The sequence below is a fragment of the Mesorhizobium waimense genome, from assembly GCF_003601975.1.
GTDB classification, from domain to species: Bacteria; Pseudomonadota; Alphaproteobacteria; order Rhizobiales; family Rhizobiaceae; genus Mesorhizobium; species Mesorhizobium waimense.
In genome coordinates, this window is record NZ_QZWZ01000005.1 from 174290 (window position 1) to 188403 (window position 14114).

Genomic DNA, 14114 nt, shown 5'->3' on the forward strand with positions numbered 1-14114 from the left:
TGTTAGGCGACGAGGCCTGGTCTAGCTTGGCTTATTTCTTCGATCGGGACGGGATAACCCGTGAGGAAACCCTGTATCGAATGGACGCCCAGGCGCTGCAGCAACATCTGCTGCTCTTCAGTTTCGACGCCTTCCGCGAGCACGGCATGGTCGAGATTGCGCAGAAGCCCGACCATGTCCTGCAACAGGCTTAGGCCACGAGATGTCTGGCAATCGTGGAGGAAACTGCGATCGATCTTGACGACGTCGAATTTGAAACGGCGGAGCCAAGAAAGGCCCGCAAATCCCGTTCCGAAGTCATCCAGCCAGATCTGAACGCCCAGGTTTCGCAGCCGCTCCATGTTTCTTACGGCTTGCGCCTCCAAAAAGATGTCGCTTCCTTCGGTGATCTCGATGGCAAGCTTCTGTGGCGCAAGGCCATGCCGACCAAGGATCTCAGTGATCCGCAGTGAAAAATTAGGAGCCTTGAGCTGACGAACTGATACGTTCGCTGTCACGACCGACCCCAAACCATATTCCACCATGTCGCTGCAGGCCTGATCAATTAACCACGTACCCAGTTCCACTATCGCGCCAGTTTGCTCGGCAACCGGTATGAACACGGACGGACTGATCATGGTGCCGTCGAAGTCGCACACGCGCATGAGCGTCTCATGGCCCAACACTCGTCCAGACGCTAGGTCGCAAATTGGCTGATAGGCGACAGAAACGAGCTGCTTGGAAACTGCGAGCTTCAACAGTTCTGAAAGATTTTCGCTGGAGCGGTCTAGGTCGGTAGCGAGAGGGTCGTAAATGGTGAACGTTGCACGACCCGCAAACTTGGACGTGTAGAGGGCGCGATCAGCTTCCTGCAGCAGGATGCGAAGTTCCATGCTCTGATCGGCGCGTGTCAACGACGCGCCGGCGCTGATGGTGACGATGTTTAGCTTGTCGCCCCGATCAGGGTGGTGGATATGCAAATCCTCTACAGCGCGGCAAAACTGCTGCGCGAGCTCATTAAGATGAGCACGCCCGGTGACCTTGCAGAGGACAACGAACTCTTCGCCGCCATAGCGGGCCGCGATAGCGTTGTTCGAAGCTGCCGTCTCGGAAAGGACATGGGCAAGTTTGATCAGACAATCATCGCCAGCCTGATGACCAAGTCCATCATTAAATCTCTTGAAGTAGTCCACGTCGATCAGAATGAGGCCTATTTCGTCGTCGTCCGTGGCCCATTCGTTGCGCATCTCCGAGAACTCTCGAATGATCGCCCGGCGATTTTTCATCCCCGTGAGCGGATCCGTATCCGCGATTTCCGTCAGCTTTTGCCCCTTTTTGATAGCAGCCTGTTCCTGAATTTGCGCCCGAAGGGCGTGCAGGAAAGTTTGGTACCGCTCTACGCTAAGTCGCCAGGAAAGGTAGAGCGACAGCACCAGGCAATTCACGAAATAGGCTGACAGCACGAGGCGGCCGACGATGTCGGTCTGAAGGGAAAAAAGCGCTGCGCCTATGAAGCTTATGGTCACTGTCGCCGATGAAATCGCTGAAAGCCAGAAACGGAAATTGAAGAATAAGTTCGCTCCAAGAATAAACATTGTGCCAAAGACCATGAACTGGGACAGGGCCGCCTGGTGGCCTGTTCCAAGAGCAGATAGCAGCCATCCGACTGCGCCGACTACAATCGCCAGCGCCGCCACGAGATGTAAGGTAGCTAGAGCGAAGCTCCGTCGGGCGATTAGCTCGACGAGCGCCAAGGAGCTGATCCCTAGCGTCACGCGGGTCAGTACAAGCCGATCGGCGATGTCCGGAAAAAGAAACCAATCGAAGAAGCCGTATGCGACATAGCTAAGAACAGCAGCCCTTATGCCCCATTGCACGAGCTTGCGGTTTTCATCGGCCTCCTTCTGGAGGAACCTTGCTAAAAGTGTCGGATCGGGCGAATGCCAACGCGGGCGCGCGAGCGCTGCGACCACCCTCTGAGCTACCTCCTCAGTCAGTTGCATTGTAGCGCTCCTCTGCGACCCCCGGTAGCGAATGCAATAGCCGAGGTCGCTTATCGGACGCAGGATGAAGCATCACTGTCCGCAAAAAAGGCTGAATATCGCTAAGCGCCAGTAAACAGGGCAGTTCGGATTTAGCGGGGTCGGGTCAACGCCGCCGCACCCGCCACTGCATAAAATTTTATGAAAATATTTCGCATCATCCCCACCGCGTCTATAGTTGTTCGCCGTGGACCGGAGGGTATATACGGCATGCGGCTCAACCTAGAATTGCAAATCGACGAATATAGCCTCGTAACTCCTGCGTTGATGAAGAGACATGCCGCGACATCTGACGAGATTGTCGATGCAGACGAACTGCGAACGAGGACGGCCCAGCTCGCACTCGTGCTGGATCTCGCGAATCAAGCTTTCGTACGGCACAAATCGGCCGGCCTGACCGTCGACCGCCTGGCAGGGAGACTCCATAAGCTTCGCAGGCAGGTTGCTCCTGCGGTCTGGCAGAAACTCATCCCTTTGGCTCAGCAACATCCCGTGGCGCAATATTTGATCCAGGATCCGTTCACGCGCTGGTCGGTCGAAAAGCCGCGCGGGTATTCGGGCGATGCAAGCCTGCTGGACATTTACTACAAGCACCCCGTTGCCGAAGAGATCGTCGCTTCGTCGACCTCGCTTGGCCGACAGATTTACGCCTATACCAGTGAGGCGGCGAGTTCGGTGGCGGGCCGTGAGCGCCGGGACATACTAACCAGAACTGTGGACGAAACGGCCCGTAGGGTGGAAAAGGCGCAGGTGCTGGCAATAGCGTGCGGTCATCTACGAGAAGCTGAACGCTCCGAGGCGCTCGCCAAGCAACAACTGCAGCGTTGGGTCGGCCTGGATCAAGACCCGGTCAGCGTAACCACGGTGAACCACGACTTTGCCGGCACTGCAGTCGAGGCACTCCACGGCTCTGTACGTGGTATTCTTCGCCGCGCCTACTCACTTGGTACATTCGATCTCGTCTACGCATCGGGACTCTACGACTACCTGCCGCGTGCCATCGGCGCCCGCCTGCTTCAAAGAGCCATGGAACTGGTCAAGCCTGGGGGCGAATTCCTGTTTGCCAATTTCAGCGATGAGATCACGACGGATGGCTATATGGAGACCTTCATGGATTGGCCACTTATCCTGCGTTCGGCTGACGATATGTGGGGCATCATCAATGCCGCAATCGGCAAGGGTTCCTTCGAAGCCCAAGTATATTATGGATCGAACCGGAACATCGTTTACGGCAGAGTCAGGAAGGGCGATCTCTGAGTGCGCACGGGCGCGGGAAATTTCGCGCAGGCATCCTCGGAACAATGTGCGGGTCAGCCGTGACGGAGCCATGTCGTTTGCGTTTCTTCTTTCCCATGAAGGGGGCAGAAACCTTTGCCGAACTCTCGGCCGGCGAGCCCGGCGTCTGCCAGCGTCGCTGGTTTCCGGCGCGGACCGCTTGCCGTCGCCCGCTATTTCCGCATTTGCCAAGGCAGTCATGAAGTATGACGGAGAAACCGCGACAGACACCGCGGTGTCTGACGATCCGAGAATGTGATCTCGCGCCCGCTCTTGCGCGATCGGTAAGCGCGACAACGTCATCGCGCTGAGGCGCGGCGGTATTGGGCTGCGGCACGGAGCGCTGTTTGGGACTGCATTTTGCGGCGCCTGGCCTATCGCCGCAGGTGAGGAACCGGATGGCCATTATGAGGAGACTCTTTATAACGGTCGCTGAAATTGCGATGATCAAGGGGAGACGATGCGTTACATACGTCCGCTTTCAATTGAAGATGCGTCCGGCCTGCTGGCCGGATCGACCGGCACGGCCGCCATACTTGCCGGAGGCAGCGACCTCCTGGTGAGGATGAAAGGCGGCTTTGTCGAACCCGATCTGATCGTCGACATAAAGGCGATCGAGGGCTTGAGCGAAATTCGGGAAACGTCGGAGGGTTTTAGCATAGGTGCTGCGGTTCCCTGCGCCGTGCTGGGCGAGAGCAAGGCCCTGAAGAAGGCATGGCCCGGCGTCGTCGAAGCCGCGAACCTGATCGGCTCGAAGCAGGTGCAGGGACGCTGCACCATCGTCGGCAATCTCTGCAACGCCTCGCCTGCCGCCGACAGCGTGCCGGCGCTGGTGGCCGCCGGCGCCAAGGCGGTGGTCGTCGGTCCGGGAGGTAGGCGCACGATTGCCGTGGAGGCCGTGCCGACGGGACCGGGCAAGACGTCGCTGGCCAAGGGCGAGATCATCGAGGCTATCCTGCTCGACAAGCGCCCGCCGCGTTCGGGGGATGCCTATCTGCGGTTCATTCCGCGCACGGAGATGGATATCGCGGTGGTCAGCGCCGGCGTAAACCTTACGCTCGATGAGCAAGGTGTCGTCAGGGTGGCCCGCGTGGCAGTGGGCGCCGCGGCGCCGACGGTGCTTCTGGTGGACGAGGCAGCCGAAGTCCTTATCGGCTCCAAGCTGGACGAAGCCACGCTTGAGAGGCTCGCCAAGGTCTGCTCGGGGGCCTGCCGCCCCATCGACGACAAGCGGGGCACCGTCGAGTTCAGGAGAAAGGTTGCGGGTGTGCTGGCCAAGCGGGCCGCCACGACCGCCTATGCACGTGCAGGAGGCAAATGATGGCTGGAGTTGCAGTCTCAACGACAATCAACGGCGACAACGTCGAGTACCTTTGCCAGCCGGACGAGACGCTGCTCGACGTCCTGCGCGATCGCCTGGGGCTGACGGGCGCCAAGGAAGGCTGCGGCACCGGCGATTGCGGCGCCTGCAGCATCATCCTCGACGACCGGCTGGTGTGCTCGTGCCTGGTGCTCGGCGCGGAGGCTGAAGGGCGGCGCGTCGAGACCATCGAGGGCATGGCGCATGGCGACAGGCTGCATCCGCTGCAGCAGAAGTTCCTCGAGCACGCGGCACTGCAATGCGGCATCTGCACGCCCGGCTTCCTGATGGCGGCTAAGGACCTGCTGGCCAAGAACCCCGATCCGACCGAGGAAGAAATCCGCTTCGGCCTCGCCGGCAACCTCTGCCGCTGCACTGGCTATGACAAGATCGTGCGTGCCGTTCAGGACGCCGCAAACGTGATGAAGGGGGCGTGACCATGAATTTCGATCCTCGCTACCTAGACCGCAATTTCACATCCGTCGGCACGCGTCCCATCCGTCCCGACGGCGTCGACAAGGTGACGGGCCGCGCGCGCTACGGCGCGGACTTCAACATGGCCGGCCAGCTGGTCGGGCGCGTTCTGAGAAGCCCGCACGCGCACGCGACGATCAGGAAAATCGACACGTCGAAGGCGGAAAAGCTTGCCGGCGTGAAGGCGGTGATTACCGCGGCCGACCTGCCCGACCTCACCGATGGCGATGCCGCCATGTACGACATCCTCGACAACTGCATGGCGCGCAACAAGGCGCTCTATGACGGCCATGCGGTGGCTGCGGTGGCCGCGGTCGATGCCCGCACGGCGCGGCAGGCGCTGAAGCTCATCGAGGTCGACTACGAGGTGCTGCCCCATGTCACCGATGTCGACGAGGCGATGAAGCACTCGGCGCCGCTCATCAATGAGGCCACATTCACCGAGGGCCTCGAGGAGAAGCCCGTAAAACCCTCCAACGTCACCAAGCGCAGCCAGTTTGGCCATGGCGACGTCCATCAGGGCTTCGGGCACGCCGACTTTATCGTCGAGCGCTCCTTCAAGACCGAACAGACGCACCAAGGCTATATCGAGCCGCATGCCTGCGTGGCGAGCGTCAGTTCCGACGGCACCGCGGACCTCTGGGTCTGCACACAAGGCCATTTCGTCTACCGCCAGCATTGCGCCCAGTTGCTTGGCATGGAAGCCTCGAAGCTGCGCGTCACCTCGTCGGAGATCGGCGGCGGCTTCGGCGGCAAGACGCACGTCTGGGCCGAGCCGGTGGCGCTGGCGCTGTCACGCAAGGCAGGCCGGCCGGTCAAGCTGGTCATGACGCGCGACGAGGTTTTCCGCGCCTCGGGCCCGACCAGCGCGACCTCGATCGACATCAGGATCGGCGCCCGCAAGGACGGCACGATCACCGCGGCCGAGGCGACGCTTCGCTACTCCAGCGGCCCTTATGCCGGCACGTGGGCCGAGATCGGCGCCATGACGGCGTTTGCCTGCTACAGGCTCGATAACGTCAAGACAGTCGGCTACGAAGTGCTGGTCAACCGGCCGAAGACCGCCGCCTATCGCGCGCCATCGGCACCGATGGCGGCCTTCGCTGTGGAAAGCGCGATCGACGAACTGGCCAAGGAGATCGGCATGGACGCGGTCGAATTCCGGATCAGGAACGCCGCCCAGGAAGGCACCCGATCCTCCTACGGCCCGGTGTACGGCCCGATCGGCATCGGCCCGACGCTCGAGGCGGTGAAGAACCATCCGCACATGAAAGCGCCGCTCGGCAAGAACCAGGGCCGCGGCATGGCTTGCGGCTTCTGGTTCAACTTCGGCGGCCAGACCTGCACCGACCTCAACATCGGCATGGACGGCTCGGTCTCGCTTGCCGTCGGAACCGTGGACGTCGGCGGCTCGCGCGCCTCGCTGTCGCTGGTGGCGGCGGAAGAACTCGGCATCGCCTATGAGCAGGTCAAGGCCGTGGTCGCCGATACGTCCAGTCTCGGCTACAACGACATGACGGACGGCAGCCGCGGCACCTTCTCCTCCTCCATGGCGACGATCTCGGCCGCCCGCAACGCTATCAAGGTCCTGCGGGAACGCGCCGCGCAGATGTGGGACATTCCGGTCGACGACGTGGTCTGGGAAAAGGGCCACGCCATCGCCAAGGGCGAGAAGCACGGCAATCTTGGACGCCTGTCGCTGAAGGAGATCGCGACCGCTTCGGGCAAGACCGGTGGACCGATCGCCGGCCACAGCGAGCTCGTCGCCGACGGCGCGGGCGTCTCCTTCGCCACCCATATCTGCGATATCGAGGTGGATCCCGAGACCGGCGCCACAAGGGTTCTGCGCTACACAGTCGTTCAGGACGCCGGCAAGGCGGTGCACCCGACCTATGTGGAGGGACAGTACCAGGGGGGTGCTGCGCAAGGCATCGGCTGGGCACTCAATGAGGAATACATCTACGGCAAGGACGGGCGGCTTCAGAACCCCGGCTTTCTCGACTACCGCATCCCGGTCTGCTCGGACCTGCCGATGATCGACACGCAGATCCTTGAGATCCCCAACCCCAACCATCCTTATGGGGTGCGTGGCGTCGGCGAGACGTCGATCGTGCCGCCGCTGGCAGCAATCGCCAATGCAGTGTCGAACGCCGTGGGCGTGCGGATGACGCATATCCCGATGTCACCGCCGCGCATCCTGGCGGCGCTCGAGGCGGAACAGGCAGGCTGATGGTCGAAGTGACGCTCTGGGGGTCGCTTGGCACCGCCGCCGGAGGCAAGAACAAGGTCGACATCGAGGCCAAGGACATAAGAGAGCTGTTCAGAAAGCTGGCTGAGCAGTATCCCGGCCTCGAGCCCTGGATCGATCGCGGTATCGCTGTCTCCATCGATGGGGTGATCTATCGCGACACCTGGTCGAAGGAATTGCCACAAGGCGCCGAAATTTTCCTGCTGCCGCGTCTTGCCGGGGGATAACCAAACAGCCGTCTTACTACCATCGACGACCACGACCGGGCTTGTGATGTAAGCTCGAGACAAGGCCCGGCTATCACCGACGCTCTCAGCCAGCCGGTGAGTCAGGCAGCTATCTATGACTGCTTCGGGTCATGGCCGTGAATCGACCAGGAGCAGGCGAGCTTCCGCATGGAGCAATTCCAGGAAAAGTGTGAAACGGTTTTCCGTCCGGAATTGCGTCAAAACAAAGAGATAGAGCGGCTCTGCGTTTCCGAGAAACAATGAACCGCTTCAGGGTCGATACCAGTCTGTACACGCCGGCTCGCGCTTGATCGGCGAGAGGGGTAAACTGACGGCATGCAAATGCGCGCGCTCGATCATATCGTGCTCTGTGTTAGCGATATTGCAACCACGTGCCGATTCTACGAGCGCGTGCTGAACATGCAGTCGCGGGAAGAGCGTCCTGGCAAGTGGTCGCTGTACTTCGGTATGAACAAGATCAGCCTGCAGGATGCACGCGCATCGCCAGCCATTGCACGCGACACCGTTCCGGGAAGCGGCAACTTCTGTTTGCTAACCGATACTCCGATGGATGCGGTCATCCTGCATTTTGAGCGTCATGGCATAACGATTTTGGACGGGCCAGGCGAGCGGGCCGGTGCGCTGGGTGCAATCCTGTCGGTTTACTTCAAGGACCCCGACGGCAACCTCATTGAGGTGAGCAATCAACTCTAGGACAGCATTGGCTACGGCTGGCCTTCCGTTCGACTCCAGATAAATATCCTGTCCTTCCTTTGTGGGACCGGTAGGGGTCATTTCTTCCGCGTTCGCCAAGGGCGAAGAAGCGCGGAAGGCTGGCATTTGGTTTGATGGTCGGAAAAGCGCGGTCGCGCCGGTTGTGCGCACCCCATTAGACGGTTTCGAGCCGGCTGAACCGAACCGGGATGAGTTTCCGGGCCTCGAGTTGCCCTGCCGCATCCTTGTCGATGATAGTCAGAAACTGTACTCCTTCAGACACCAAAGGCAGAACCAGACGCCCCGCCGGCTTGAGCTGCTCCAGCAAAGCCGGCGGCGTCCGCTCAGCCGCCACGCTAAGCAAGATCTTGTCGAATGGGGCGTGCTCGGGCCAGCCGCGGGACCCGTCGCCGACACGAATGGCGATATTGGAAAAGCCAAGGCCCTGCAGCAAAGCCTCAGCATGGCCTGCGAATTCCTCGATGATCTCGACGCTCCAAACTTGTCCGGCGAGTTCCGCGAGGATTGCGGTTTGGTAGCCCAGGCCAGTGCCGATCTCGAGCACTGCCTCGTGCGGTTGGGGAGCGAGGAGATCGGCCATCAGAGCGACAATGAAGGGCTGCGAGACGGTCTTATCGAAACCGATCGGCAGCGGCATGTCCTGGTAGGCATAAGGCGCGACCGGGGCTGGCACGAAGAGATGCCGAGGAACCCGCCGCATCGATGCCATCACCCGTTCATCGAGCGTTGCCTTGCCGAGTTCTTCGCTTGCAAGGTCGGCATGGATCGCAATCACCTCGACCATGTGCCTGCGCAGAACCGCCAGATGCTCTTCATTCATCGGCTTCATGACGGAGGGACTTTCCTCAACCAGACTTCTGCCAGATAGCTTTATATCCCGTTCGTCTTGTCACTGTAACGCCTGCCATCATTTCCAGTGAGAGCCTGCGGCAAGCGCGGGTGACTTGGGGCCGCCGCTATATTGGCAGGCTGTCGGCCGCGATCCTGGCGATTTGGCGCCATGCCGCCACGACCCACGGAAAGGTCGCAGTGGTCTGTGCCGCGAGCGGGCACTCGTCGACATGCGGGTGAAGGCGCAGCGAGCGACCGGTAGTGCGCCAGTCGGACATGAGATGTCCGCGTAGCTCAATCGGCTTTCCGGGTTTACATCTGCAGCCAGGCCCCTAGTTTTAGAGTTTCGCGCCGCGCACCTTAATGCGTGGATGATCGAAAACGGGACCGTGAACTCTGACCGGTCCCTCAAAAACTCCCAAAAGGATGACTGCCATGACACAGGCCAAGAATGGCGACATCGTGCGCATCAATTACACTGGACGTCTGGCTGACGGCACTCAATTCGATGCTTCCGGCTGCGAACCGCTGCAATTCACGCTGGGTGAAGGGCAAGTGATCCCCGGCCTTGAAACCCATGTCGAGGGCATGGAGGTCGGCGCGAAAAGCACCGTCACCGTTCCCGCCGAAGCCGCCTATGGCCCCCACCGTCCCGAAGCGGTAATGACCATCGACCGCGCTAACGTGCCGGACAACATCAACGTCGATATCGGAACTCGATTGCAGGCCAGAACGCGCGCGGGGCGCTCCATGCCGGTGACGGTCGTCGGCGTGAACGACGCCAGCGTCAAGCTCGACGGCAATCATCCGCTGGCCGGAAAGGATCTGGTGTTCGACGTTGAACTGGTCGAGATCGTTCAGGCGGCGTAGGGTATGCATACGGCCAAGCCGTGGTGGCTATGACTTCCGGTGACGGACTTCCGCCGAAGGTTTCGGCGTGCATCAACCGAGCACACGCGATCACGGATGTTTGCCGGGCTTAGCACGCTGGAGCCGCCGATCGCTGATCGGGAAATCGCCACGCTCCTGGAGCGCAAAGGTTTGTCTGGGGACAGGACCGCTGTCGGCAAACGCCCGCTTTGCGCGGCGGGTTCAACCGATCGCTGCAACACACTCAGCGAACTCCTCCGCTGGGGTCTGATAGAGCAAGGTCTTTCTGGGGCGTTCGTTGAGCTGCCGCGCGATGGCGCTGAGCTTTGCCTGGCTGTGCAGGGACAGGTCGGTGCCACGCGGCAGATATTGGCGCAGTAGTCGGTTGGTGTTTTCATTCGAGCCGCGCTGCCAGGGTGATCGAGGATCGCAGAAGTAGACCTCGACGTCCGATGGGGACATCACGGTTGTAGACCAGAGCCATCCGGTCGGCACGATTTCGCGCAAGGATCTCCTCCTCGGCATCAAGGGCTGACCAAACAGCTCCCGCCGCGTCTAGCGCCCCATCGCTGATGGGGCGCTTTCTTTTTCAGGCTACGCTTCGCACAATTGGCCAAAGCCATGACGAGGAGGCGGACACGCGAAATCGGGAGCGAGGCAGAAGAAGTCCGTGTACCAAAAAGCATCCACTCAAGAACTTTTGGCGAGCCATTCCGCAAATAGCCGGACTTTCGGGCCCGCCTTCGGATGGATCCTAAGATAGAAGGCCTTGGGTGATGGGATCGTGTCAGGCACAAGTTTGACCAGACGCCCCTCTTGCATCAGGCTCCTGACCAGCCCGTCCCAACCCAATACCGCCCCGACATCGTCTTGGGCGGCCTGGAGGGCAATCATATAGTTGTTCACAAAAAACCTCCGCCCCTTGGGGTTGGTGTGCCCAAGCGCTTGGAACCAATCGGTCCAATTTGTCCAATCGGTTTCCTCGTTGCTTGAATGGATCAATGGTGCCTTGAGTAAGTCTTCAACTCTGCAAATGCCGTGTTCGGAGGCGAACCTTGGAGTTCCGAGAGCGACAATTTGATCCCGAAAGAGTTCGTGACACTCTTCACCGTTCTCCTCCAGAATACCGTATTGAATGCTTAGATCGCCGCGGCGAGCCATGCCGGACACGTCACTGACGATCTGCGAGACGGTGATGGTAGGATGGCTTTTCCAGAATGCTGAAATCTTCGGTGTGAGCCATAGTGCGCTGACTGCCGTGGTTGTCCGGATCGTCACATCAACGGTTTCTGGGTGTTCGCGCATCTGCGCAACCGCTTCGGAGATTGTTTCAAGGCCGCGTTGAAGCGCAACGAACAAAAAGGCTCCTTTCTCCGTCAATTCGACACCGCGGCTCCTGCGCAGGAACAACGTGCATTCCAGATCACTTTCGAGCGCCTTGATCTGGTGGCTGACAGCCGCTGGCGTGACGTTCAATTCCTGAGCGGCTTTCTTGAAACTGGCATTTCGGGCTGCCGCCTCAAAGCAGATGAGAGCGGTCACTGACGAGAGATCATATGGTCTGGGCATCAAGCCTCCTCGGACCATTTTCCTGTCTCATGACATGAGTCCACAGCGTGCGAGAGATTAGTTAAACTAAATCGGAATGAAAATTAGTGCTATTGCCGAATGGGCATTCCAGCAGGAAAATTGCACCTCAAAATGTGCACGCCGTTTCCCGGAAAATTGCCATGACAGCCTCCTCGCCATCCCTCCAAGAGTTGCTAATGCGCCGCATCTCGGGCTACGCCCTTGAGCAGCCGTTCTACACGTCGCCGACGATTTACCAGCTCGATCTTGAGCACATCTTCTACAAGGAATGGCTCTACGCGGTCCCGGCGTGCCAGCTGACAAAAGCGGGTAGCTTCGTGACGATGCGCGTCGGTGCCTATGAGGTCGTCATCGTTCGGGGTCGCGATGGTGAGATCCGCGCCTTCCACAATTCTTGCCGTCACCGCGGCTCGATGATCTGCAAAGCGCGCGAAGGGCAAGTGGCCAAACTCGTCTGCCCCTATCACCAGTGGACCTATGAACTCGACGGCAAGCTGATCTGGGCCAATGACATGGGACCCGATTTCGACTTGACCAGACACGGCCTGAAGCCTGTTCAGCTGCGCAATGTGGCCGGCCTCATCTATGTCTGTCTGTCGGACACTCCGCCGGATTTCGAGTCTTTTGCCAAAATGGCCATTCCCTATCTTGAGGTCCATGACCTCAACAATGCGAAGGTCGCCTACACATCGACGATCGTCGAGAAGGCCAACTGGAAGCTGGTGTGGGAAAACAACCGCGAATGCTACCATTGCAGCAGCAACCACCCGGCACTCTGCCGCTCCTTCTCGCTCGACCCAGAAGTAGCAGGCGTGTCTGCCGACGGCTCGGTATCGGCGACCCTGCAGGCGCATTTTGACCGTTGCGAAGCCTCGGGCGCGCCTGCGCGGTTCCGGCTCGGCGGCGGCGGCCAATTTCGCCTTGCGCGGATGCCATTGCAGCAAAGGGCCGTGAGTTACACGCTCGACGGCAAGGCGGCAGTTCGCAAGAATCTCGGCCAGGTGGCCCTGCCCGAAGCGGGCTCGCTGTTGATGTTCCACTATCCGACGACCTGGAGCCATTTCCTGCCAGACCATTCTCTGACCTTCCGGGTCACGCCAATCAGTCCCACGGAAACCGAGGTCACCACCACCTGGCTCGTGAACAAAGATGCCGTCGAAGGCGTCGATTACGACCTCAAGCGCCTGACGCAGGTCTGGATCGCAACCAATGATGAAGATCGGGAGATTGTTGAAGCCAACCAACAAGGGATTTTCTCCCCCGCCTATGTTCCCGGACCATATTCGCCGGTTCAGGAAAGCGGCGTAGCGCAATTTGTCGATTGGTATGCGAACTGGCTTGAGCGTGCCCTTGCGCCGCTTCAAGTGGCGGCGGAGTGAGTATATGAGCGCATTCAACAAACTCACCTTCTGGACGGACGCAGAGACGCTTGAATGCGTCACCCGTACTCCGGAAGCGCCGAATGTCGTGACCTTCAGCTTTCAAAGCCCGTCCGGCGCGCTGTTCAACCATGAACCGGGGCAGTTCGTCACGCTGGAACTGCCCGTTCCTGGCGGGCCGCTCTATCGTACATTTACGATCTCGTCTTCGCCTTCGCGGCCGACCGCCCTGACGATCACTGTAAAGGCACAGGACGGATCCATTGGCACCAGGTGGATGCTCGACAATTTGCGCAAGGGGCTGCGCATCAGGGCAACAGGGCCTGCGGGAAAGTTCTCAATCGTCCATCACCCGGCCGAGAAATACCTTTTCATCTCAGCCGGATCTGGCATCACGCCAATGGTGGCAATGACCACCTGGCTCTATGATTCCGGTCGCGAACCGGACATTGTTTTCATCAATTGCGCGCGCCGTCCGTCCGAGATCATTCTGCGCGACAGGATGGAACTCATGGCCTCGCGCATCGTCGGCATCGATCTGAAATGGGTGGTCGAAGAGGCCGATCCCTTCCGGTCATGGACCGGCTATCGGGGGATGTTCAACCAGATCATGCTGGGCCTGATGGCGCAGGATTATCTCGACCGCGAGGTGTTCTGCTGCGGGCCCGAACCCTTCATGCGGGCCGTGCGCGAGGCGCTCGCCGGTCTCGGCTACGACATGAGCCGCTATCATCAGGAAAGCTTCGTGGCAGAGCCAGAGCACGCCGAGGACGTTCCAGACGATGTGGTGCCGAACGAAGAAAGTCAGGCCGAGGTCGTCTTCGTCTTGTCTGGCGTCACAACGAAATGCGCCGAGACTGATACCCTTCTTGCAGCAGCGCGCGCTGGGGGTCTTGTGATCCCTTCAGGGTGCTCGATGGGAATCTGCGGAACTTGCAAGGTCCGCAAGACCGAAGGGCAGGTGCACATGGTGCACAATGGCGGCATCACCGACGAGGACATCGCCGATGGCTATATCCTTGCCTGCTGTTCTCGCCCGATCGGTCGTGTGAAGGTCGCCGCATAGCGAGTGTCCCACCGACCGTTGATGTCGAGGTCCACTAT

Annotated in this window: 12 protein-coding genes and 1 pseudogene; 9 read left to right on the top strand and 4 right to left on the bottom strand. The window is 60.0% G+C overall.

Going from position 1 to position 14114, the window contains the following annotated elements; genetic code table 11:
- Window positions 1-2 precede the first annotated feature (2 nt).
- Window positions 3-1982 carry a putative bifunctional diguanylate cyclase/phosphodiesterase gene (locus tag D3227_RS08875; protein WP_120013745.1) on the bottom strand — a complete coding sequence of 660 codons (1980 nt, stop codon included), beginning with the start codon at window positions 1980-1982 and terminating at the stop codon, window positions 3-5.
- A gap of 249 nt (window positions 1983-2231) precedes the next feature.
- Here D3227_RS08875 and D3227_RS08880 point away from each other — a divergent pair, with 249 nt between their 5' ends.
- From D3227_RS08880 to D3227_RS08910, 6 genes are all read left to right on the top strand, one after another.
- A complete protein-coding gene (locus D3227_RS08880) occupies window positions 2232-3278 on the top strand; it encodes a class I SAM-dependent methyltransferase (RefSeq protein ID WP_120013828.1) in 1047 nt (348 codons plus the stop codon).
- A 478-nt stretch (window positions 3279-3756) separates the two neighbouring features.
- Window positions 3757-4617: an FAD binding domain-containing protein gene (locus D3227_RS08890; protein WP_120013747.1), complete on the top strand. Its 861-nt coding sequence runs from the start codon at window positions 3757-3759 to the stop codon at window positions 4615-4617.
- Complete coding sequence (locus D3227_RS08895; RefSeq protein ID WP_120013829.1) at window positions 4617-5093, top strand: (2Fe-2S)-binding protein; 477 nt, start codon at window positions 4617-4619, stop codon at window positions 5091-5093. The genes D3227_RS08890 and D3227_RS08895 overlap by 1 nt, the downstream gene beginning before the upstream one ends.
- 2 nt (window positions 5094-5095) lie before the next feature.
- The gene (locus D3227_RS08900; RefSeq protein ID WP_120013748.1) at window positions 5096-7360 is read left to right on the top strand and encodes a xanthine dehydrogenase family protein molybdopterin-binding subunit; all 2265 of its coding nucleotides are present in this window, start codon (window positions 5096-5098) and stop codon (window positions 7358-7360) included.
- A complete protein-coding gene (locus D3227_RS08905) occupies window positions 7360-7605 on the top strand; it encodes a MoaD/ThiS family protein (protein ID WP_120013749.1) in 246 nt (81 codons plus the stop codon). Before D3227_RS08900 ends, D3227_RS08905 begins: the two co-directional genes overlap by 1 nt.
- Window positions 7606-7947: 342 nt before the next feature.
- Entirely contained in the window at window positions 7948-8319 is a 372-nt protein-coding gene (locus D3227_RS08910; RefSeq protein ID WP_245451700.1) for a VOC family protein, read from the top strand.
- Between the two features lie 175 nt (window positions 8320-8494).
- Here the strand turns inward: D3227_RS08910 and D3227_RS08915 are convergent, their stop codons facing one another.
- Window positions 8495-9169: a protein-L-isoaspartate(D-aspartate) O-methyltransferase gene (locus D3227_RS08915; protein WP_120013751.1), complete on the bottom strand. Its 675-nt coding sequence runs from the start codon at window positions 9167-9169 to the stop codon at window positions 8495-8497.
- 437 nt (window positions 9170-9606) lie between these two features.
- Here D3227_RS08915 and D3227_RS08920 point away from each other — a divergent pair, with 437 nt between their 5' ends.
- Window positions 9607-10041, top strand: a complete 435-nt coding sequence (locus tag D3227_RS08920; RefSeq protein WP_120013830.1) for an FKBP-type peptidyl-prolyl cis-trans isomerase — start codon at window positions 9607-9609, stop codon at window positions 10039-10041.
- A 222-nt stretch (window positions 10042-10263) separates the two neighbouring features.
- Here the strand turns inward: D3227_RS08920 and D3227_RS08925 are convergent.
- Window positions 10264-10494 (bottom strand): annotated as a pseudogene (locus D3227_RS08925) (IS30 family transposase); the annotation flags it as partial.
- A gap of 237 nt (window positions 10495-10731) precedes the next feature.
- Window positions 10732-11610: a LysR substrate-binding domain-containing protein gene (locus D3227_RS08930; RefSeq protein WP_120013752.1), complete on the bottom strand. Its 879-nt coding sequence runs from the start codon at window positions 11608-11610 to the stop codon at window positions 10732-10734.
- A 161-nt stretch (window positions 11611-11771) separates the two neighbouring features.
- Between D3227_RS08930 and D3227_RS08935 the strand changes: the two genes are divergently transcribed.
- Both D3227_RS08935 and D3227_RS08940 read left to right on the top strand, forming a co-directional pair.
- The gene (locus tag D3227_RS08935; RefSeq protein ID WP_120013753.1) at window positions 11772-13010 is read left to right on the top strand and encodes an aromatic ring-hydroxylating oxygenase subunit alpha; all 1239 of its coding nucleotides are present in this window, start codon (window positions 11772-11774) and stop codon (window positions 13008-13010) included.
- 4 nt (window positions 13011-13014) lie between these two features.
- Window positions 13015-14076, top strand: a complete 1062-nt coding sequence (locus D3227_RS08940; RefSeq protein WP_120013754.1) for an FAD-binding oxidoreductase — start codon at window positions 13015-13017, stop codon at window positions 14074-14076.
- Window positions 14077-14114: the final 38 nt, after the last annotated feature.